This is a genomic window from Nakamurella flavida (assembly GCF_030811475.1).
GTDB lineage: Bacteria > Actinomycetota > Actinomycetes > Mycobacteriales > Nakamurellaceae > Nakamurella > Nakamurella flavida.
In genome coordinates this window covers 3,041,375-3,060,961 of the sequence record NZ_JAUSQV010000001.1, presented here as the reverse complement: position 1 = coordinate 3,060,961, position 19,587 = coordinate 3,041,375, and the positions used below count along the sequence as shown (strand labels likewise).

At 72.6% G+C, this 19,587-nt stretch carries 11 protein-coding genes; 4 read left to right on the top strand and 7 right to left on the bottom strand.

From position 1 onward, the window contains the following. Positions 1-6: 6 nt before the first annotated feature. The 4 genes from J2S58_RS13490 to J2S58_RS13475 all read right to left on the bottom strand — a co-directional run bounded on the left by J2S58_RS13490 (position 7) and on the right by J2S58_RS13475 (position 9,653). Entirely contained in the window at positions 7-2,559 is a 2,553-nt protein-coding gene (locus J2S58_RS13490; RefSeq protein WP_205256608.1) for a hypothetical protein, read from the bottom strand. A gap of 107 nt (positions 2,560-2,666) precedes the next feature. Next, positions 2,667-6,257 (bottom strand): tubulin-like doman-containing protein, encoded by a 3,591-nt coding sequence (locus tag J2S58_RS13485; RefSeq protein WP_205256609.1) that lies wholly within the window; start codon positions 6,255-6,257, stop codon positions 2,667-2,669. Between the two features lie 109 nt (positions 6,258-6,366). Next, complete coding sequence (locus tag J2S58_RS13480) at positions 6,367-9,288, bottom strand: VWA domain-containing protein (protein WP_205256610.1); 2,922 nt, start codon at positions 9,286-9,288, stop codon at positions 6,367-6,369. Beyond that, the gene (locus J2S58_RS13475) at positions 9,288-9,653 is read right to left on the bottom strand and encodes a hypothetical protein (protein ID WP_205256611.1); all 366 of its coding nucleotides are present in this window, start codon (positions 9,651-9,653) and stop codon (positions 9,288-9,290) included. The genes J2S58_RS13480 and J2S58_RS13475 overlap by 1 nt, the downstream gene beginning before the upstream one ends. A 649-nt stretch (positions 9,654-10,302) precedes the next feature. On the opposite strand from J2S58_RS13475, the gene J2S58_RS13470 reads away from it, so the two are divergent. From J2S58_RS13470 to J2S58_RS13455, 4 genes are all read left to right on the top strand, one after another. After that, on the top strand, positions 10,303-11,793 hold the full coding sequence (locus J2S58_RS13470) for an Hsp70 family protein (RefSeq protein WP_205256612.1): 1,491 nt from the start codon (positions 10,303-10,305) through the stop codon (positions 11,791-11,793). A gap of 12 nt (positions 11,794-11,805) precedes the next feature. Further along, positions 11,806-12,966, top strand: a complete 1,161-nt coding sequence (locus tag J2S58_RS13465) for a tetratricopeptide repeat protein (RefSeq protein ID WP_205256613.1) — start codon at positions 11,806-11,808, stop codon at positions 12,964-12,966. Between the two features lie 81 nt (positions 12,967-13,047). Further along, on the top strand, positions 13,048-14,637 hold the full coding sequence (locus J2S58_RS13460; protein ID WP_205256614.1) for a CYTH domain-containing protein: 1,590 nt from the start codon (positions 13,048-13,050) through the stop codon (positions 14,635-14,637). Positions 14,638-14,809: 172 nt separating this feature from the next. Beyond that, complete coding sequence (locus J2S58_RS13455; RefSeq protein WP_306828555.1) at positions 14,810-16,297, top strand: MFS transporter; 1,488 nt, start codon at positions 14,810-14,812, stop codon at positions 16,295-16,297. Between the two features lie 35 nt (positions 16,298-16,332). Here J2S58_RS13455 and J2S58_RS13450 read toward each other — a convergent pair whose 3' ends face one another. The 3 genes from J2S58_RS13450 to J2S58_RS13440 all read right to left on the bottom strand — a co-directional run bounded on the left by J2S58_RS13450 (position 16,333) and on the right by J2S58_RS13440 (position 19,428). Further along, positions 16,333-17,373 (bottom strand): GGDEF domain-containing protein, encoded by a 1,041-nt coding sequence (locus tag J2S58_RS13450; RefSeq protein WP_306828553.1) that lies wholly within the window; start codon positions 17,371-17,373, stop codon positions 16,333-16,335. A 238-nt stretch (positions 17,374-17,611) separates the two neighbouring features. After that, positions 17,612-18,658 (bottom strand): L-idonate 5-dehydrogenase, encoded by a 1,047-nt coding sequence (locus J2S58_RS13445; RefSeq protein ID WP_205256616.1) that lies wholly within the window; start codon positions 18,656-18,658, stop codon positions 17,612-17,614. Next, complete coding sequence (locus tag J2S58_RS13440; protein ID WP_205256617.1) at positions 18,655-19,428, bottom strand: SDR family oxidoreductase; 774 nt, start codon at positions 19,426-19,428, stop codon at positions 18,655-18,657. Before J2S58_RS13440 ends, J2S58_RS13445 begins: the two co-directional genes overlap by 4 nt. Positions 19,429-19,587 lie beyond the last annotated feature (159 nt).

The window sequence follows — 19,587 nt, the reverse complement described above, 5'->3', positions numbered from 1 at the left end:
GTCATCTCAGGCCCGTACGTCGATGACGGAGCCGCCCTGCGCCGCCGGGGGCGGCTGCTGGCCGGACTCGCCGAAGGATGCAAGGTCGTCGAGCGGCACGGGCCGTGACAGATCGAGCCTGATGACGGTGCGGTCCAGCTGATGCCGCCCCAGCGAAGGCGGGACCGCCATTGTGGTGAAGCCCTCCCGTACAGGAGCGGGGTACGCGGCCAGGAACGTCCGCGCCACCCGGCTGGAGCCGTTGGTGATGCCGGTGGCGCTGAACCCCTCGTGGGCCAGCTGATCGACCGGCTGGGTCAACGGTGCTGCCACGGACGCCCAGTCGTGGTCACCGCGCATCGCTCCGGCATCCACCCGGACCAGAGACAGCAGGCGGTCGGACGCCGTACCCGACGTCTGGCCGTCGACTGTCTCGATCAGGCGGGCGATGGCCGCTTCCCGGGCCAGCGCCTGCAGGTCCGGATCCCGCAGACCATGCAGGTAAGACGCCAACGGCCCCTCCGCACCCAGCTCAACGTCTGAGCCCAGTCGACTCTCCAGCTGACGCCCGGTCCGACGTTCGACCTGGGCGAGCACCAGATTCTGGCGGCGGCGGATCTGTTCGGCCAGCCAACCGGGGCGCAACATCTGCCCGCGTGCTTGGTAGACCACCGCCTCGTGCTCGTCCGGGGAGAACCGGGCGGTTGCGACCGACATGGCCAAGGGCAGATCACCCGAGAGCGTGCTCGGGAAGCCCCCCGCCACTTGGTCGGTCAACCGTCCGAAGGGCTGGTGGACGTGCTGGGCCAGCACGTCGGACCACATCCGGCTCTGTCGATAGAGCCCGGCGAGCCGGACCACCTCCTGGGTGACCGTCACCGCGTGCTCCCGGAGCCAGGTCCGCCGGGCGGCTTGGACGTCGAGCCGGTACAGCGCCTTAAACAACGCCCGCTGACCGCGCTGGAAGCTGGCGATCGCCCCCAGGACGCAGAACAGCAAGGACACCACGACAACCCCGGCGAACACCCCCCCGCCGATCAGCCCGTTGCCCCACAGGGCACCGCCGCCGCCCAGCAGGAGGACCAGGACGCCGAGCCAAACGAAGACCATCCGCCGGGCGCGAGCCTGCGCCCGGAGCGGCGCCTGCAGTTCCTCCTCGGTGAGCTCCGGGACGGGTTGCAGGACGTCGGCCTGCATCAGCCGGGCCTGCTCCAGTTCACTCGCCAGCCCGACACCGATCCCGACACCGAAGCTGCGGTGCTGCTCTCGCCAGTGATGCAGGTCCGATCGCAATCGCTGCACGGCGGCGGCCTGGGCCACCCCCGGTCCTGTTCCCGCGCCCAGGTCTGCGGCGACCCGGTCGAGCTCCCGCTCGACCTGCAGGGCGTGGTACGGGTCATTGGCAGCGATCGGACCGGACCGCCCCCCGGGGGCCTCGGCGGGCACCGGGAACGCCGGGGTCCCGGGGGCGGGAACCACCCGAGAGGGATCGTCGAGCACCAGCCGCAACGACCCCTGGGTAGGCAGGGGTACGCCCGTCACAGGGTGCCCTCCGTCCACCAGCGACGCGGCCGTGCGCACCGTGTCGTTCCACAGCTCGGCCGCCGCCACCGACGGCGGCTCGCTGCCCTGGGCCAGGCCCAGCAGCGCCTGCGCCGAGTGCTGCAACGCAGTGGCTTGATCGCCCCCGCCCGGTTGCAGGCCGTTCAGCACCACGGCGTAGCGGGATTCGTTGCCGAACATCCAGGACGTCGTGCCGGTCTCGATCCGGTTCTTGGCCGCCTCCAGCATCGCCCGGGCCCAGTTCTGCGGTGAGTGCAGCAGTGCGCGTCCCACGAAGGAAGCGAACATCTTGGCCGCTCCGCCGAAGGAGAGTCGTGTCGAGGGCGGCGGTCGGAACACCGGCGGCGGGTGGAACCGGGTCACCGAGGCGTGCTTGTCCAGCACTGCCCGTGCGGCAGCCTCCGCAGCCGGTGCCTGGGCTGCGACCACACCGAGGGGTTCGCCGAGGGAGGACCGGGTCACCGGCAGCGTGCCGTCGCGGCCGAACACCTCGGCGGCGAGCCGGTCGACGACGGGTGTCGCGTCCAGTCGACGGTGGTAGGAGCGGGCGACCGCCAGGAGGGTGCCCGACCACGGACGTTCGGCGTCCAGCGGCGCGGCCGCCATCCCCGTCCACAGTCCGGCAGCGGTGGCCAGGGCCGCCGCACCGTGGGCCGGGAACATCGGCGATCGGACGGTCAGCGGCTCGGTGGCCGACACCGGGGTGCTGCCGTCCACCGGCTGGACCAGGATGTTGACCTGCGAATCGTGAACTGCGTCGGTGGACACCGGGGCCAACCGGTCGACGGGGACCAGGACATTGACGGCCACCGTCCCGGGCGGCAGGCGCACCTCGTCGGCCACCCGCCGGACGGCGTCTGCGGGCAGGACCGCGTCCGGACCGTCCAACACCTGGAGGGTCACCAGCCGCACCGGACCGGGGTTGCGGGGCAACCAGAACGGCAGGTCGACCCGTTCGGCCAGCCCGTCCACGATCCGGACGGCCGACCGCGGATCACCGTCCGCGTCGACCCACATACACGGCTCCACGAGCCCGACCGCCGACCAGTCATGCAGGACGGCACGGACTGCGCCGGTTTCCGGGCGACCGAGCCGGCCCACGACGAGAACATGCATCTTTCCCCCTACGCCAGCACGTCGTCGATGCCACCGACGACGGTCGAACGGCCGTCGGCGCGGTACTCCGGCCGCTGCAGCTCGGCGAGGACCTCGTCCACCCCGAGCACCAGGTTGTCCGCGATCTCCCATTCCCGAGGAACGTCCATGAAATTGTGCCGGGTGATCTCGGCGAACGGGCCGGTGCCGGGGGCGCCGGATATGTCGTGCGGCAGCAGCTTGGTCACCACGGACGACCGCAGCCGGGTCAACCAGTCCACCGCGGTCTCGCGGCGCTCATCGGCGGTGCCCAACCCGTCCGAGGCGCGGACTATCTGCGGCGCCGCTCCCGATCGTGATGCACCGCTGACGATCCAGGCGTGCAGGGCGGCGTGCCGGGCGCTGCCGGGTAGCGGAAGCTCGTCCCCCAATCGCCGGGTGGCCAGATAGGGGCGCAGGGCCGCCATCGTCGGGTCGGCATTGCACTGCGCCAGCGCGAGTGCGAGCGACTCGGCCACCGCGGCCGGGATCGCCCATCCGTCCACGTCGTGGTTGATCTTCTGCACGCCAAGCAGCGACTCCGGGAACGCCACCCACGCCCCGTCGTCCCAGACGGTGATCCGCTGGTCCAGGTCGTCGGGGCGGGGGGTGCGGACCTCCCCGGTGATCCGCCCGACCAACCAACCGGTGATGAACGCCTGGAACCAGGCCGGGGAGACAGGGACGAACTCGCGCAGTGGACGGCCCCGACGCCAACGCCAGAACGCGGTCCGCTGCTGGGCGGCGATGGCCGTGGCCCACTGTTGCTGGATTGGACCCAGCAGCGAGGTGAACACCAGCGGCGAGTAGGGCTGGGCGTAGGTGCCGACGATGTCGATGCGGGGCAGGTCGATGTTGGCCTGCTCGGTGGCCAGCGCCTGCTCGAGCCGCTCCAGGGTGGGGCGGGAATCGATCGACGGGTCGGCCTGAATACTCTGGGTGATCTCGCGCAACGCGGACGGCGCGGAACGCAGTGGGGCCGCGGAGAACTGGTACGACACCTTGACCGGTTCGCCGTGCACCGCGGTGACCATCGACGGGTGGACCCCGACCAGCGGCGCGGCCAGCTGCAGTGCCGTCCGGAAGCGACTGGCGAACTCTCCCTCCAACCGCTCACGCTGGTGGGAGCCCTGCAGGTTCATCGAGTCCAGATAGGCGCGCAGACCCTGCCGGACGAAGGCCTGGAGCGGCTGACCCGGACGGGTCACCCAGGCCCGGGATCCAGCCAGCAGGGTCGCGGCGGTCAGCTGCGGCTCGTACCGCGCCGTCTGCGCGGCGGCCGCACCGGCCAGCAACCGCGGCCACCAGCTCCCCCGGCGGCCGATCTTCACCGGAGTCAGGGCGTCCTCGCCGAACGCGGTGAGCTGTTCGACGCCGTCGACGCCGAACGCGCCATTGGGATCCAAGGTCAGGAAGGTGATCACCTGCTCAATGGCGAGGTTCTGCGACTCCTCCGCCGACGGACGGACACCGGACGGCATGGTCGTGGTCCCGAAGGTGTCCTCGATGTGGGCCCGGAACCGGGAGGGATAGGAATCGATGTTCTCCAACAGCACCTCGTTGGTCGCTGTGGCGAACCGGGTCGGCACCGCGTCCCCGAAGGGCCAGGCCTGCACGACCCCCGTGCGCACCGAGGAGGCAACCGCGTCCACTGCCCGCGCGGCCTCGGCGGCGACCAGCCCGTTCTCCACGTCGGCCAGGCCGGCCGCCAGCGGGCGGACCACCTCGGCGGTCAGCCCGTCGACCAGGTCGGCGGCTACCGCGGCCCCGCACCGAAGGGCCAGGTCGGCGAGGCGCTGCTGCAGAGTGCGCCGGGCCTCGACGAGCAGGGCGTGCTGCGCGTCGATGGTCCCCTCGGTTGCGTAGAACGGCGTGAGCACGTCGCCAGCGAGCTGGTCACCCGTGCCGGGGACAGCCGACCGGGCCCGCAGCCAGCCGGCCCAGTTCTTCAGGTCGTCGCCCAGCCGATCGACGATCCTCCGGGTCACCGGTATCCCCCAGCGGGCGGTGCTGCGCAGGACCGCCACCTCGATCCGGGCCTGGATCGCACCGACCCAGCGTGCGCCCGCAGCCTGCCGGGCCGCCGCGTCCGCGGCCTGGGCCACCTGCTGGTGGTACCGCGGGATCGAGGCCCCGAGCTGCTGGGCGAACCAGCTCGCCTTCTGCCGTGTCCCGGCCGGCGCCGCCTCGCCGAACAGCCGCCGCACGGCGTCACCAACGAGCCGGTCCTGCTGCTGCGCCGGCCAGAGGTCGGCCACCCACTGCCGCAGCGGGGTGTACTCGTCCACCGGCGGCACCGGGGGCAGGCCCGCCCAGCCCAGCAGGACGGGGTACCCGTCGGCCGCGTACTGGTCGCGGGCCTCGATCTCGGTTCGCTGGCCCTGCAACACGGACGTGTCGTGGTGCCCCCGGAGCAGTCGTTCCACGGCGAGCCGTGCCAGCCGCTGGGCGACGTACTCGGCGTAACGATCCCGGCCCAGGCCGATGGAGGCGAAGCCGATGGCACCGAACCCGAGGGCGTCGCGGCCGCCGCCGGGTGCCCAGGCCAGGTCCGAGTTGTCCGGCAGGGCGTCGGAGTTGCCGAAGTTGGCGACGACGTAACTCATGATCTGGGTCTGCTGCTCCTCCGAAAGCACCATGGCCGACAGCGCCCGGGAAAAGCCCCGGTAGATGGTGTTGGACCGGCCGTCGCCGAACAGCGCGCCGCTGATGCCATTGGTCGCCCCGACCGGGAACACTGCCTTGGGGCCGCGTCCCGGCGTCGTCGGCGCCTGGCCGACGCGGTAGACGTTCCACTCCTGGGTGGTCCACGGCTTCTGGGCGGCGGCCCGGGCACTCATCAGCTCCGCGATGGTGCCCAAGGCATTCGCATTGACCCCGGCCCGCGCCGACTCGTCCAGCTTGCCGAACACGTCAGGGGTGTAAAGGTAGGCCACCGCCTCCCCGCCGGGGAAGTCGGGCAGCTCGTGCTGGACCCCGCGCAGCAGGTTGCAGACGTCCAGCGTCATGGAGGCGCCCGTGCCGCCGGCCAGCGACGACACCACGATCACCATCGTCCCCTGGGCCGGTGCGCTCCGTTGTCCGAGCACCCGGAGGAGCTCCGCGAAGTCCTCGTTGGCCGCACCGGAGTTCAGGGCCTGGGCCGCATCCCGCAGCCCCTCGAAGATCTGCCGGGCCCGGGCCAGCGTGGCCAGTCGGCCCACCGCCCGGAACTGACCGGCACCGAGCACGATCGGCGTGGTCACCCGGGAGGCGTCCGGCCGCCAGCGGACGAGCTGGCGCAACTGGTTGACCGACGGCTGGGCCAGGGCCTGCTCCAGGCCGAGGTCGAGCTGCCGGTAGTGATCGTTCGGGGTGGTCACCGGGATGTAGGTGCCACCCTGTTGGGGAACCGTCGGCGGCAGGCCGTCCCCCACCCCGTCGGGCTGGGCGGGCACGTCGACGTGCACGAACTGCCAGCACCGCGGGAGCTTCTCCCGGTCCCACCCCCGCTGACGCAGCTCGGTGGTCAGCTGGTCCATGAGGAACTGCAGGGTCTTGCCGCCCGACCCACCGAGCCCGACGACGTAGATCTTGTGCATGGGCCAGATCCCTTTCAACGCTGTGGACGTGGGTGCCACCGGGAACCGGGGCGGTGGACGGACAGAGCTCAGTGGTGCGGGAGGTGTGCCGGCTGCGCGGGGCGGGTGGTCACGACCAGCCGTCCTGCCGGGGCGGTGGACCCCAGCCCGGCTGGGTCGCACCCGGCCGTAGACCGCCGACCGATCCGGGAGCGGAAGGCCATCCGGAGGGGGCGGATCCGGACCCGCTGCCGGGCCACACGCCCGGGTCGGCAGGCTGTCCGGACGGGGTGGACGATGCGCCACCCCATCCGTTCGTCCCCCTGCCGCTCCATCCGTCGGAGGGCCGCGTTCCTGCCGGCGCACCGGACGACGTATCCGACGGCGGACCGCCCGCACCGGGATCCGGCGCTGACCCGGCCGAGGCCGCCGTGCGGGCGTCCTGCAGCAGCCCCGGCGCATCACGGACGGCGTCGGCGAGCAGCGTTGCCCGCGCCGGTTCGTCGGCCGCCGTGTCGACGACGAGGAGCAGTCGCGCCGGTACGTCGGGGAGCGGGGACGCGCCGAGGGTCCGGGGAACGGTGACCAGCCACGTGCCCTGAACGGCGAGGGGCATCCGCGGCCGGCCGGCCGGGTCGTGGTGCGGGGCGAGGCTGCCGGTCCCGATGACCTCCGGCCCGTCGAGCTGAGCGTGGCCCGGTTCGGTGAGCTTCCACCCGGCGCGGGCCCGCAGGACGAGACCGCCGACCAGCAGGGTGCGGCGGCCGGCACCCGGCGGAGGGACCGGCTGCCAGCCATCGGCCGGAACGGCCAGGGCTCGTCCGTCCGGGGTGGTGAGGCCACGCGGACCGATCCGCACGTCGATCGGGACGGCGCTGAGGGCAACGTCCTGACCGGTGGGGAAACGGGCGGTGGCCCGCCGCCCGAGCAGGGCGATGAGCAACGGGATGAGCAGCCCGAGTAGCAGCACACCGATCAGCACCGCCGTCTTCACCGCCGCCTGCGGGGTGCGGGTCAGTTCGGCGCGGAAGGCGACGGTGGAGGTGGACACCACCGACGGATCGTCGGCCGGCGACACCTCCACGTCGACGGTCCCCTGCAACGCGCCGTTCCCCTCGGCCCCCAGGGCGAGGGTGACGGGCACCTGCACCGTGCGGCCGGCGGGCACGACGATGCAGGTCGGGTCGGCCCCGGTGATGGTGGCCGTGTCCACCGACGGCGGGTTCACCTGCAGATCGGTGGCGCCCACCCGGACGCAACCGTCCCCGTTGTCGGCCCCGGTGACCGTAAGGGTGCCCGCGGCCTGCGCAAGGCCCTCGATCGCGCCGAAGTCGACGAGCTGGCTCGCCGGGATCACGGGCGACCCGAACGGCGGGATGATCTCCACCGAGGCCTGCCGGACCACCGGCGCGAGCTGTTCCCCGGCCAGGGTGATGACCAGCGATACCTGGACGGTGGCCGTGCCGATGGGGACGTCACGGGGTAGCGGCACCGAGACGGGGCCGTCGAACCCGACCTCGATGGGGACGACCTCGCCGTCGGAGCCGGGCAGGGTCAGGGTCGCCTCTGTGGTCAGCCCGGCCGGGAGCGCGTCCAAGGGCGCGGAGCTCCCGTCGAGTCGCTGCGGCAGGAACTCGACCGAGCCGTCGACGCCGGCCTGCCACGGGGTCTTCGCCGATTCCACCGTCGGGACGATCTGGAAGTCGCTGGCCAGGGTGATCTGCACCTGCGAGACGGCATCGGGATGGGTGCCGGTGGTGTCGATGAACGTCAGCGACCACTCCCCGGCCCAGCTCTGGTCGACGTTGCGGTCCAGGTCGATGGTGAGGCCGCCACCCTGGAACCAGCGGTAGGTCGCGGTGGCGACGGCGCCGGCCGCGGTACCCGTCCCCGCGCCGCCCTGCCCGGAGATCACGAGCGGATCGCCGCCGTCCGGCGGGACCAGTTCGACCTGGAGGTCGGAACTGGCCAGCAGTGATCCGACCTCGTCGCTGACCACCGCGGCGAGATGCACCGTACCCAGGGTGTTGTCCAGGGCGAAGGGGTAGCGACCCTCGGCGCAGGTGGTCAGTTCGCAGACCTGGCGGGGCTCCAAGGGGCCGGTGCCGCCACCGAGCTGGCCGAGCCGGTCCAGGGTGAGGAACAACGCACCGACCGAACCCGCGGGAACGAACAGGCCGGCGGCCGGTTGCTCACCGCAGTCGCCGGTCGGGTTCTCGGCGTACCGCTTCATGAAGTCGAACTGGCTAGCGTCCCCGCCGAGCCCGACGGCGATCATCGTGATGCCGTCCAGGCGCATTTGGTCGGCGACGCCGCCGGGACGGCACAGCTCGGCGGTGGCCACGGCCCGTACTTCGTCGGCCACCGACTCGCTTGTCAGGGGCACGTTCTCGAAACCGGGGACGTCCTTGGTCTGGCCGGTGGGCGGGTCCAGCCGTCCCAGGTCGGAACCGTCCCGCGCAGAGATGGTGAACATGCCGTCGCTGAACCAGACGGCGAACCGGCAGTCGGACACCGCGTCGGGCGTGCTGCGCGCCTGGAAAGTGCGGTTGAGCCAGGTGAGCGCCGACCAGTAGTCAGTCTCCGAGCCGCGGTCCAGCAGGGTGAACCCCTCCACGGCGGCGTCGAGCGTGGGCAGGTTCGCTTCGGTGAGCGGAGTGAAGTCGACGACCGACGTCACGTCGTCGTCGAACCCGGCGACCGCGACGTCGACAGCGGCGCCCGAGGTGGTGAACGTGGCGGCCAGACGCGTGAGCAGCGACTGCGCGGCATCCACCCGCACCCCCGTCGTATCTGTCCCCCCCTCGCCCCCCAGGCTGCCCGAGGTGTCGATCAGGAGCACCAGATCGCCCGCCTTGCGCTCAGCGAGGCAGGCGGACAAATTGCCCAGGACGGTCGACGGATCGGCGGCTGCGCGGCTCCCCACAGCGGGAAGCCGGCCGTGGGCGTCGGCGGGCAGTGCGGTGGCGGGCAGGGCGGTGGCGGGCAGGGCGGCGAACAATAGCGCCGCCGAAGCGACCGCCGTCGTGAGGCGGGCCAGGACACGGGGCATCAGAACCACCAGTCCAACCGGGCGACGGCGTCGGCGATCAGGTAGGCGAATGCACCGGCCACCACGAACCCGAGGAGCAGGACGGCTACCCGCAGAGCCCCCAGTAGGCCGGGTCGGTCGACGTACCAGCGGCTGCTGCGGCGGCGCAGGTCCACGACGGTGAAGGCGGCCAGCGCACCGAGGCTGCCGCCGATCGCGATCGCCCAGCCGGCGACGTGGGCCGCCAGGCCGGACAGCAGGGCCAGGGGCAGCGCGAGCAGCGGGACGACGACGCCCAGAGCCAGCAGCCAGACCGGCGCGGTGACCGGGGAACCCGAACCGAACGACGGCGGCCCAGGGTCGGCCGATTGATCTACCCGGGGCACTCCGGCTGCGGCGGGGTTTGGCCCCCAGGGTGTCGATTCACCCCTGGCGGGTACCGGGTCGGGCCACCCGCCGCCCTGCGGAGCACCGCCGCCCTGCACGCCGGCGGATGCTGCCAGCCACGGGCTGGCGGACGCTCCCCCCGCACCGGGGGATGAGCCGGAGAATTCTCCCGAGGGAGGCGCGGCCCAGTCCTCGCCGGAAGGGCCGGGGCGGTCACTCATGCTGCATCGGACGGCATGGCCGGCCACCGGTTGCCCGTGGGGTCGACCCGGCTCCGGCCGGGGTCGGACCCGGAGGCGGCCCACGACCCTCGACCCGCGGTCGGGGCCACCCCGAACACCGTTCGGACACGACCGATCACCACGTACCCCCGCACGGTTCGTCCGACTCCCCTGGTCCAGGCCGGATCGTAGGCCATCAATCGGACATCGACCGGGTTCGGTCCACATCGGAAACATTCTGTGACCGTCTTGTCCATCATGGCGGTGCCGACCATCAACAGATCCACCCGTTCAGCCCGCCGAGGCTGGTTCTGCTGACCTAAGCTCACCTGCGGTGACAATGGGTGTCCCGATTAGGTCGTTGCCGCGCCGGTCGCGCGAGGTCGCCGGGGAAGACCGGTCGGGATGATGTCAGAGGGGGCCTGTGGTGACGCGTGCGATCGGCATCGATCTGGGCACCACGTTCTGCGCGGTCTCCGTGGTCGGGGAGAACGGCCCGGAGATCCTGCTCAACCGGGAGGGGGAACGGATCACCCCGTCGGTGGTCCTTTTCCTGGAGGACGAGGCCGTCGTCGGCTCGATGGCCAAGCAGATGGCCACCTCGGCGCCGGAGGACGTCGTGCAGTTCGTCAAGCGCAACATGGGCGACCCGCACTGGACCTTCGTGACCTCCGGCGGCGAGGAGTACGGCGCGGAGTGGGTCTCGGCGATCATCCTGCGCCGGTTGAAGGAGGACGCCGAGCTGGCCCTGGGCGCCCCGGTGACCCAGGCGGTCATCACCGTGCCCGCGTACTTCGACGACGCCCGACGGCGGGCGACCCAGGACGCCGGCGAGATGGCCGGGCTGGAGGTGCTGGGGGTCATCAACGAGCCCACGGCGGCGGCCCTGGCGCACGGTCTGCGGACGGCGCTGAACGGCCGGATCCTGGTGTACGACCTCGGTGGCGGCACGTTCGACGTGACGGTGATGGACGTCCGGGGCGATCGGTTCGAGGTGTTGGCCACCCGTGGTGATCGCAACCTGGGCGGCTTCAACTGGGACAACGAGCTGATCGGCCACCTGGCCGGTGAGGTGCAGCGGCAGACGGGGGTCGACCTGCTGGACGACGACCGGGCCGCAGCCGAGCTACGGGACAAGGCGGAGACGGTCAAGCGCACGTTGACCACGGTGGCCGAGACCAAGGTGTTCCTGCGGGCCGCCGGCCGGATGGTGCCGGTGCCGGTGACGCGGGAACTGTTCGCCTCGCTGACGCGGGGTCTGCTGGCCCGGACCCGGTCGATCGCCGATCTGGCCGTGGAGGATGCCCGGCTCGACTGGTCGGACATCGACCACCTGCTGCTGGTCGGCGGGTCGACCCGAATGCCGATGGTCGGCGAGATGCTCTCGGGGTTGACCGGCCTGGTCCCGCTGCACGGCGCCAACCCCGACGAGCTGGTGGCGCTGGGGGCCGCCATTCGCGCGGACCTCCTGACCGCCTCCCCGCGGACCCCCCGGATCACGATCCAGGACGTCACCGCACTCGGGCTGGGGGTCATCGCTCTTGACACGGACACCGGTCGGGAGGGGAACCACGTCCTGGTCCCCCGCAACACCGCGATACCGGCGGACGGAGAGCAGGACTTCGTGACCACCTCGGGCAACCAGACCGAGGTGTTGATCCAGATCACCGAGGGCGACGACGAGGACGTGGAGTTCGTCCAGATCGTGGGTTCCGCCCACCTGCGACTCCCGCCGCGTTCCGAACCGACACCGATGCGCATCGTCATCTCCTTCGATGCGGACGCGGTGATCTTCGCCGAGGTCTTCCACCGAGACACGGGCGCCAAGCTGGGCGATCTGCAGATCGACCGCAGCGGCCTGAGCCGGACCGAGGTCGAGCAGGGTGTTGTGGCCATCCGCGGGCTGGCGGTCAACTGAGATGGGACGCCGATGACCGAGTTGATCAACTACTACGAGATCCTCGACCTGGACGCCGCGGCCGAAACCGCGGACATCGAGAGGGCGGTGAAGGTCCAGCAGCGGAAGTGGCAACAGCGTCAGCTGGGACCCACGGTTGAACGTCAACGCCAGGCCGAGGACCGGATCCGCCTGATCGACCGGGCCCAGCAGGAATTGCTCGATCCGCTGCGTCGTCGGCGACACGACGCCGACCTCGCCGCGGCCGCGGCCGCGGCCGCGGCTCCGGCCCATCCGCCGCCCCCCGCGGCCGGGTCACCGACCCCTGCGCCCGTCGACTGGTTGGGGCGCGCCCGCGGTTTCCTGCAGGCCGGAGACGCGGAGTCGGCGGCCTACGCGGCCCGGGAGGCCACCGAGCAACGACCAGGGGAGGCGCAGGCCTGGGCTGTCCGGGGTGAGGCGAGCCGGGCGATGGGCCGGACTAGAGAGGCGCTCTTCGAGTTCCGGGAGGCGCTCCGACTGGATCGGCAGCCGGAGTACCTGGTCCACCTGGCCGGTGAGCTGGAGAAGGCGGGACGGCTCAAGGAGGCGTTGGAGGCCTGGCACGACGCCGCCGGCCTCGCCCCGACCCAGCCGGTCTTCCCGATGAACGCGGCCCGGGTGCTGGCCCGGCAGGGCGAGCGGGCGGAGGCGGTGGCGATCCTGGAAGAGCTACGCCGGCGCTTCCCCGACCGTCCCGAGGTCGCCGGTCAGCTGGCCTGGGTACTGTCCGAACGGGTCCAGGCCTCCTGGTCCGTGCTGCACGACGGCTCGTCGACACCCACCACAGCCCGGCAGGTGGAGGTAGCACAGCGGGATCTTGCTGAGGCGCTGGCACTGCCCGGGGCGGAGGGGCCGCTCACCGAGCGCCTGCTGGCCCAAGCCGCTGAGGTGGAACGGGCCACCCGGTCGGTGTGGACCTTCCCGCCGCGGGCGACCGGAGGACAACGCTGGCTGCGGCGGATCGGCTGGTTCCTGCTCGCCTGGTTCTCGGTTGCGATACCGCAGAGCATGTTCCCCCGCGCCGAGTGGCTCGGCACCGTTCTCGGACTGCTGTGTTTGGCCGCGGTGGTCTGGGGGTTCGTGAAGCTGTACCGGCGCCCCCGTTGGCAGACCGTCGCCAAGTCAGGGGCCGTGGCACGACCCGGCATCTAAGCCGCCCCGTCCGGTCTCGAGTGGATCACCCACCCGCGCGCCCCCCTGGCCGAATCCCCCCGGACGCGGTACGACCGTCCCATGGCCCGTTCCGACTCGTCCCTCCCCGCATCCACCGACCCCGCCACGCGTCGCACCCCCACGCGCACCGTGGAGATCGAGACGAAGCTCGAGTTCGACGGCGGTGCGGGACTGCCCCCGCTGGACGGCCGGCCCGCCCTGGCCGCGGCCGGGGTGACGGGCAGTGCCGCACCGGAGACCTTCCAGCTGGACGCCACCTACTACGACACGGCCGGGCTCGACCTGCTCGCCGCCAAGCTCACCCTGCGGCGGCGGACCGGAGGGCACGACTTCGGGTGGCACCTGAAGCTGCCCCGGGTCGCCGGGGGCCGGACGGAGGTCGCCGTCCCGCTCACCGACCACGACGCCGGGCAGGTCCCGGCCGAACTGGACCGCCTGGTCCGCGGCATGGCGCGGGGCCGCGAGCTGCGGCCGGTGGCCCGCCTGCAGACCCGCCGCACCGTGCACCACCTGCTGAACGCCGACGGCGCGGTCCTCGTGGAGGTGGCGGACGACGCGGTCACCGCCACCGACCTCACCGGGCGCGACGGGTCCGCCGGCGCCCAGCACTGGCGCGAGGTCGAGGTGGAACTGGTCGACGGCACCCGGGAGCAGCTGGCCGCCGTCGTCGACGAGCTGCGGTCGGCCGGGGCCCGGCCGGCGTCGTCGGCGTCCAAGGTGGGCCGGGCGCTGAACCCGCCGACGGTCGGCACGACCAAGGGGAAGAAGAAGGACGCCCCGGATCGGACCGCCGGGGCGGTGGTCGCGGATGCGCTCGACCGGACCCGGACCGCGCTGCTGACCGCGGACCGCGGGGTCCGGGAGGGGGTGGACGGCGCCGCGGAGGAGGCGGCCGCCGCGCTCACCTCCGCGCGGGCCCTGCTCGGGGTCTGCCATCCGGTGCTCGGCCGCGTCGACGGGCTTCTCGAGCGGGCGACCGTCGTCGCCGACGACCTGGCCGCGGCGCAGACCGTGCACCACACGCACCGGCGGCTCATCGCCCAGCTGTCCGACGAGCCGGAGGACTACGCCCGCCAGGGGCGCGCCGTGCTCACCCGCACCCTGGCCACCCGGGCCGAGGCGGCCGCGGCGCAGGTCGCCGACCTCGTCGACACCCCGGAGTACCTCGAGGTCCTCCGCGGTCTGGACGAGGCGGTCGCGGGTTCGGCCCGGCGCCGTCGCGCCGCCCGGCCCGCGTCGGGCGAACTGCCGGTCCTGCTGGGTCAGGCCTGGGACCAGCTGCGGGAGGGCTCCGACGCCCTGCTCGCCGATCCGGGCCGGCCGGAGAACGTCCGGGTGGTCCGGTCGGGGACGGTGGCCCTGCGCCTGACCATCGAGGCCCTGGCCCCGTCGCTCGGCGAGGACGCCGTGCTGCTGGCCGCCTCCCTGGAGGAGGTCGAGGAGTCGTTGGACGAGTACCGGGCCTCGGCCCGGGCCTCCGCCCTGCTGACCGAGCTCTCGACGGACCCCGGCACGGACGGCGTCGCCGGGTTCGTGTTCGGTCGGCTGCACGCCTTCGAGGAGGCGCTGGCCCACGGCGCGCTGGACGACTTCACCGACGCCTGGGACCGGGTCGAGGACGGCGATCTGGTAGCGGCGCTGGTGCGGTGACCGCCGGCGCCCGGGGCCGACCCGCCCTGCGCGAACGGGTGATCTTCGTCCCCGACGGACCAGCCCAGGACGCCGAACGCCCGGCGTGTCGCGGCAACCCGCCGGTCGTTCCCCGAAACCGGGGGCCGACCGTACGTCCTTTACCCGTGCGAAGGAGCGGCAAGATGGTCCGGTGACCGCCCCCCGCTCCGCCGCCGGTGCCCCCGCCGGCGCCCCCGCCGACACCGACGCTCCCGATCCCCGCCGCTGGAAGGCCCTCGCGGTCTGCCTGATCGGCAGCTTCATGGTCCTGCTGGACGTCTCCATCGTGAACGTCGCGCTGAAGTCCATCACCGACGGGCTGGGTGCCTCCGGCTCGCAGATCCAGTGGGTGCTCTCCGGGTACGCGCTGACGTTCGGGCTGCTGCTCGTCCCGGCCGGCCGCTGGGGTGACGTGCTGGGCCGCCGCAAGATGTTCATGATCGGCCTCGTCGCGTTCACCCTGGCCAGCCTGGCCTGCGGCGCGGCGCCGACCGCGACGGTGCTGGTCATCGCGCGCCTGGTGCAGGGGCTGGCCGGCGGCATGATCACCCCCCAGGTGTCCGCGTTGATCCAGCAGATGTTCCGCGGCGCCGAGCGCGGCAAGGCGTTCGGCCTGCTCGGCGCGGTCGTCGGCATCTCCACCGCGCTCGGGCCGGTCATCGGCGGTGTGCTCATCCAGGTGTTCGGCGAGACCGACGGCTGGCGCTGGGTCTTCCTGGTGAACCTGCCCATCGGCATTGCGGCCCTGCCGCTGGCCATGAAGCTGATCCCCGGCCGCGAGGGCGGCCCGGCCGGCCGCCGCGACTACGACCCGGTCGGCGTGCTGCTGCTCGGTCTCGGCGTGGTGGCGCTGCTGCTGCCGTTCGTCCAGGAACGGCAGTGGACGGGGTCGACCAAGTGGCTGCTGCTGCCGCTGGCCGCCGCGCTGCTCGTGGTGTTCATCCTGTGGGAGCGCCGGTACCTGGCCCACGGCAAGGAGCCGCTGGTCGACCTCAAGCTGTTCCGCCTGCGGTCGTTCTCCTTCGGCAGCTCGATGATCGCCGCCTACTTCGCCGGCTTCACCCCGCTGTTCTTCCTGATCACCCTGCTGCTCCAGTTCGGCGAGGGCTACTCGGCCCTGATGGCCGGCCTGGTCACCATGCCGTTCGCGATCGCCTCCGGCGTGGCCGCGGCCTTCGCCGGCCGGGTGGTCCACCGCTTCGGTCGGCCGCTGGTCGGGGTCGGCCTGGTCGGGGTGGTCGTCGGGTACCTCGGCATCCTGCTGACCGTCCACCTCGTGCCGGGCACCGGCATCGGCTGGGCCCTGCTGCCGTCGCTGATCGTCGCGGGGCTGGGTTCGGGGCTGGTCATCTCGCCCAACCAGACCATCACCCTGTCGCAGGTGCCGGTCGAGCAGGGCGGGACGGCCGGCGGCCTGCTGCAGGTCGGTCAGCGCATCGGCGCTGCTGTCGGCATCGCCGCGGTCGGCTCGATCTTCTACGCCCAGCTCGACGACAGCCGCGGCGACTACCCGCCGGCACTGCAGGGCGGCCTGCTCGTGGCCATCGGGTTCCTGGTGGTCGCCCTGGCCGTCGCGGTCCTCGACATCGTCATCCAGAAGCGCCGGACCGGCACCCACGCGGCGTCGCTCGGCGGCTGAGCCCGCGGCTCGGGGCGCGCAGTGCCGCGGACCGGTCAGGCGGCCGGATCGGCAGCGCGGACGCGGTTCCGGCCGGATCGTTTGGCCTGGTAGAGCGCCAGATCAGCCCGGTGGATGAGGTCGTCGGCGGATTCGCTGCCGTCATGGGTGGCGACCCCGAACGATGCGGTCACCCGCGCCGGGACTCCGTCCACGACGAGATCGGCCAGAGCCTCGCGGGTTCGCTCGGCCCAGCCGACCGCGTCCTGCCGCGAGGTGGCGTTGAGCAGGGTGATGAACTCCTCGCCGCCGAACCGCGCGACCAGGTCGCCGTCCCGGACCTGCCGTCCCAGGCATTCGGCGACCGCGGTCAGCACCCTGTCGCCGGTGCCGTGCCCGTACCGGTCGTTGATGGACTTGAAGTGGTCCAGGTCGGCCAGCACCAGGGAGATGGGCCGCTCGACGTCGAGATCCTCGGCCAGGGCCAGGGCCAGACCCTCGGTGAGCGCCCGACGGTTGGCGATGCCGGTCAACGGGTCGGTGACGGACAGCAGGCGCAGCCGGCGGTGCTCGCGGGCCATGGTCCGGCGGACCGCGGCCACCTCCTGCCGGGTGCGCAGGCGCAGTTCCAGCTCGGTGACCACCAGGGCGGCGAGATCGGCGAGGTTCTCCACGTCGGCGGCGTCGAGTGTGCGCGGCTCGGTGTCCAGCAGACACAGCGCACCGATGTTGTGGCCGTCCGCGGTCCGCAACGGCGCACCGGCGTAGAAACGGACGGCGCCGGAGGTGACCAGCGAGTTGTCCCGGGCGTCCTCGTCGACGCGGAGATCCGGCACCACCCGCGGCACGGGCGACAGGATGGTGGTCGCACAGAGCCCCGGCTCCCGGGGGGTCTGCGTCACCGGCATGCCGTCACAGGAGGCGAACCAGACGCGGTCGGCGTCGACCATGGAGATGGCGGCCACCGGCACCCGGAAGACCCGGGCGGCCAACGCGGTGATGCGGTCGAAGGTCGCCGCGCGCGGGGAGTCGAGGATCTCGTAGCGGTAGACGGCGGCCAGCCGCTGGGCCTCCGTCGCCGCGGCGTCGGTGCACACGTCGTCGGCGTGTTCCGGAGGTGACGTCGCACAGACCATGGTGTTCCCCCGGAGGCTGGGTCCCGGACCTCTCGACGCGGACGGACACGCGTCGATGGGGGACAACCCGAGTGAACTCCGCCGGTGCCGCCACGTCATCATCCCCGCGGGTCGATTCTGCTGCGACGCACAGTCATGGTCCGGCATCTCCGCCATCGTTCGGGGCGGATCCACGCCGTTCGGCGCGGGCCGGACACGCTCAGCGCAGGTCGAGCAGCACCTTGGACGCCCGCGACCGGTCGCCGGCCAGCTCGAAGGCGGCCCGCGCGTCGGCGAGCGGGACGATCTGCGTGACCACCGGGCCGACCGGCAGGTCGCCGGCCAGCAGATCGAGGGCCCGGTCGAACTCGTGGTCGAAGCGGAACGCACCTCGCAGGTCGATCTCGCGGGTGACCAGCAGGTTCCCGGTGAACGGCACGTCCCCGGGGGGCAGCAGCCCGAGCTGGACCACGACGCCGCCGCGCGAGACGCGGCGCACGCAGGTGTCCAGACCCGGGGCCGTTCCGGAGGCCTCGACCGCGATGTCGACCTCGGCGGGCCACCCGGGGTCGTCCGGTCGGTCGGCACGCACGGTGCCGGTGGCGCCGACGGCGGTGGCGACAGCCAGGGCGGCGTCCTGCATGTCGCTGACGATCACCGAGCGGGCACCGGCGACGACCAGCGCGGCGACGACCAGGCAGCCGATCGGTCCGGCCCCGGTGACCAGCACACTGCGCCCGGTGACCTCGCCGGCGCGGGCCACCGCGTGCAGGGCGACGGACAGCGGCTCGGCCAACACCGCCCGTTCCAGGGCGAGACCGGCCGGGAGCACCCGGATCTGGGCCGCGGGCACGACGATCCGCTCGGCGAAGCCGCCCTGTACGTGCGGGAAGGCCGCCGCGCTGCCCAGATAGCGGGTCCGGGGGCAGAGGTGGCGGCGATCGGCCTGGCACTGCGGGCAGTCGTCGCACGGGGTGGCCGGATGGACGGCGACCGGGTCGTCCACGGTCAGGCCCTCGACCTGCGCGCCGAACCCGGCGACCGTGCCGACCACCTCGTGACCGAGCACCATCGGTTCCCGGACGGCGAAGTCGCCGACGGCGCCGCGGTGGTAGTAGTGCAGGTCGGACCCGCAGATGCCGCCGAAGGCGATGCGGACCGCGACCTCGTGCGGGCCGGGTGCTCGCGCCGGCCGGCCCTCCACCCGGAGGTCTCCCGCCCCGTGCACCACGCAGGCCCGGTCCGCACCCGTCCCCGTGGCCGTCACAGGACCGACAGCATTCCGCCGTCGACGTACAGGATCTGGCCGTTGACGAAGTCCGCGGCCGGCGACACCAGGAACACCAGCGCCCCGACGAGATCGTCGACCTTCCCCCACCGGCCGGCCGGGGTGCGTCCCCGCACCCACCCGGAGAACGTCTCGTCGGCGACCAGGGCCGCGGTCAACTCGGTCTCGAAGTAGCCGGGGCCCAGGCCGTTGACCTGGATACCGGACGGGGCCAGATCCGCGCACATCCCCTTGGTCAGCATCTTCATGCCGCCCTTGGTCGCGGCGTACGGCGCGATACCGGGCCTGACCACCTCGCTCTGCACCGAGCAGATGTTGACGATCTTGCCGTGGCCCCGCGGCGACATCACCCGGGCGGCCTCGCGCCCGACGAGGAAGGCGCTGGTCAGGTTGGTCTCCAGCAGGCGGTACCAGTCGGCGTCGGGGAAGTCGACGAGCGGCGCCCGGTGCTGTGCACCGGTGTTGTTGACCAGGATGTCCAGCGGGCCGACGTCACGCTCCACGGTGGCGATGCCGTCGGCGACCTGCGCGGCGTCGGTGACGTCGAACGCACAGGTGACGAGGTCACCGCCGGTGCGTTCGGCCAGGGTGTCCCGGGCCCGCTGCAGCTTGGCCTCGTCCCGCCCGTTCAGCACGACGCGGCAGCCCGCCTCGGCCAGACCCTGGGCGAGGGCGAGCCCGATGCCCTGGCTGGACCCGGTGACCAGGGCGACCCGGCCCGCGATGTCGAACCGCGGCAGCGCGGTCATCGCCGTGGTCCTCGTGGCCGGTGTGCTCGGCGGATCGACACGGGCGCCTCCTGGGGTGGTGCGACGGCACGACCCGCTCACCCTCCCACGGCGGGAACGGGCCGTAGGGTCGGGTCCGGTCGTCCCTCGCGCGCAGTCGTCACCAGATGGTGACCTGGA

What these genes read in the sequence shown, in the direction of transcription:
- J2S58_RS13465 (WP_205256613.1), top strand. Translation starts at nt 11,806, where the DNA reads ATGACCGAGTTGATCAACTACTACGAGATCCTCGACCTGGACGCCGCG.
- J2S58_RS13460 (WP_205256614.1), top strand. Translation starts at nt 13,048, where the DNA reads ATGGCCCGTTCCGACTCGTCCCTCCCCGCATCCACCGACCCCGCCACG.
- J2S58_RS13440 (WP_205256617.1), bottom strand. Translation starts at nt 19,428, where the DNA reads ATGACCGCGCTGCCGCGGTTCGACATCGCGGGCCGGGTCGCCCTGGTC.
- J2S58_RS13490 (WP_205256608.1), bottom strand. Translation starts at nt 2,559, where the DNA reads ATGTGGGTCGACGCGGACGGTGATCCGCGGTCGGCCGTCCGGATCGTG.
- J2S58_RS13485 (WP_205256609.1), bottom strand. Translation starts at nt 6,257, where the DNA reads ATGCACAAGATCTACGTCGTCGGGCTCGGTGGGTCGGGCGGCAAGACC.
- J2S58_RS13480 (WP_205256610.1), bottom strand. Translation starts at nt 9,288, where the DNA reads ATGCCCCGTGTCCTGGCCCGCCTCACGACGGCGGTCGCTTCGGCGGCG.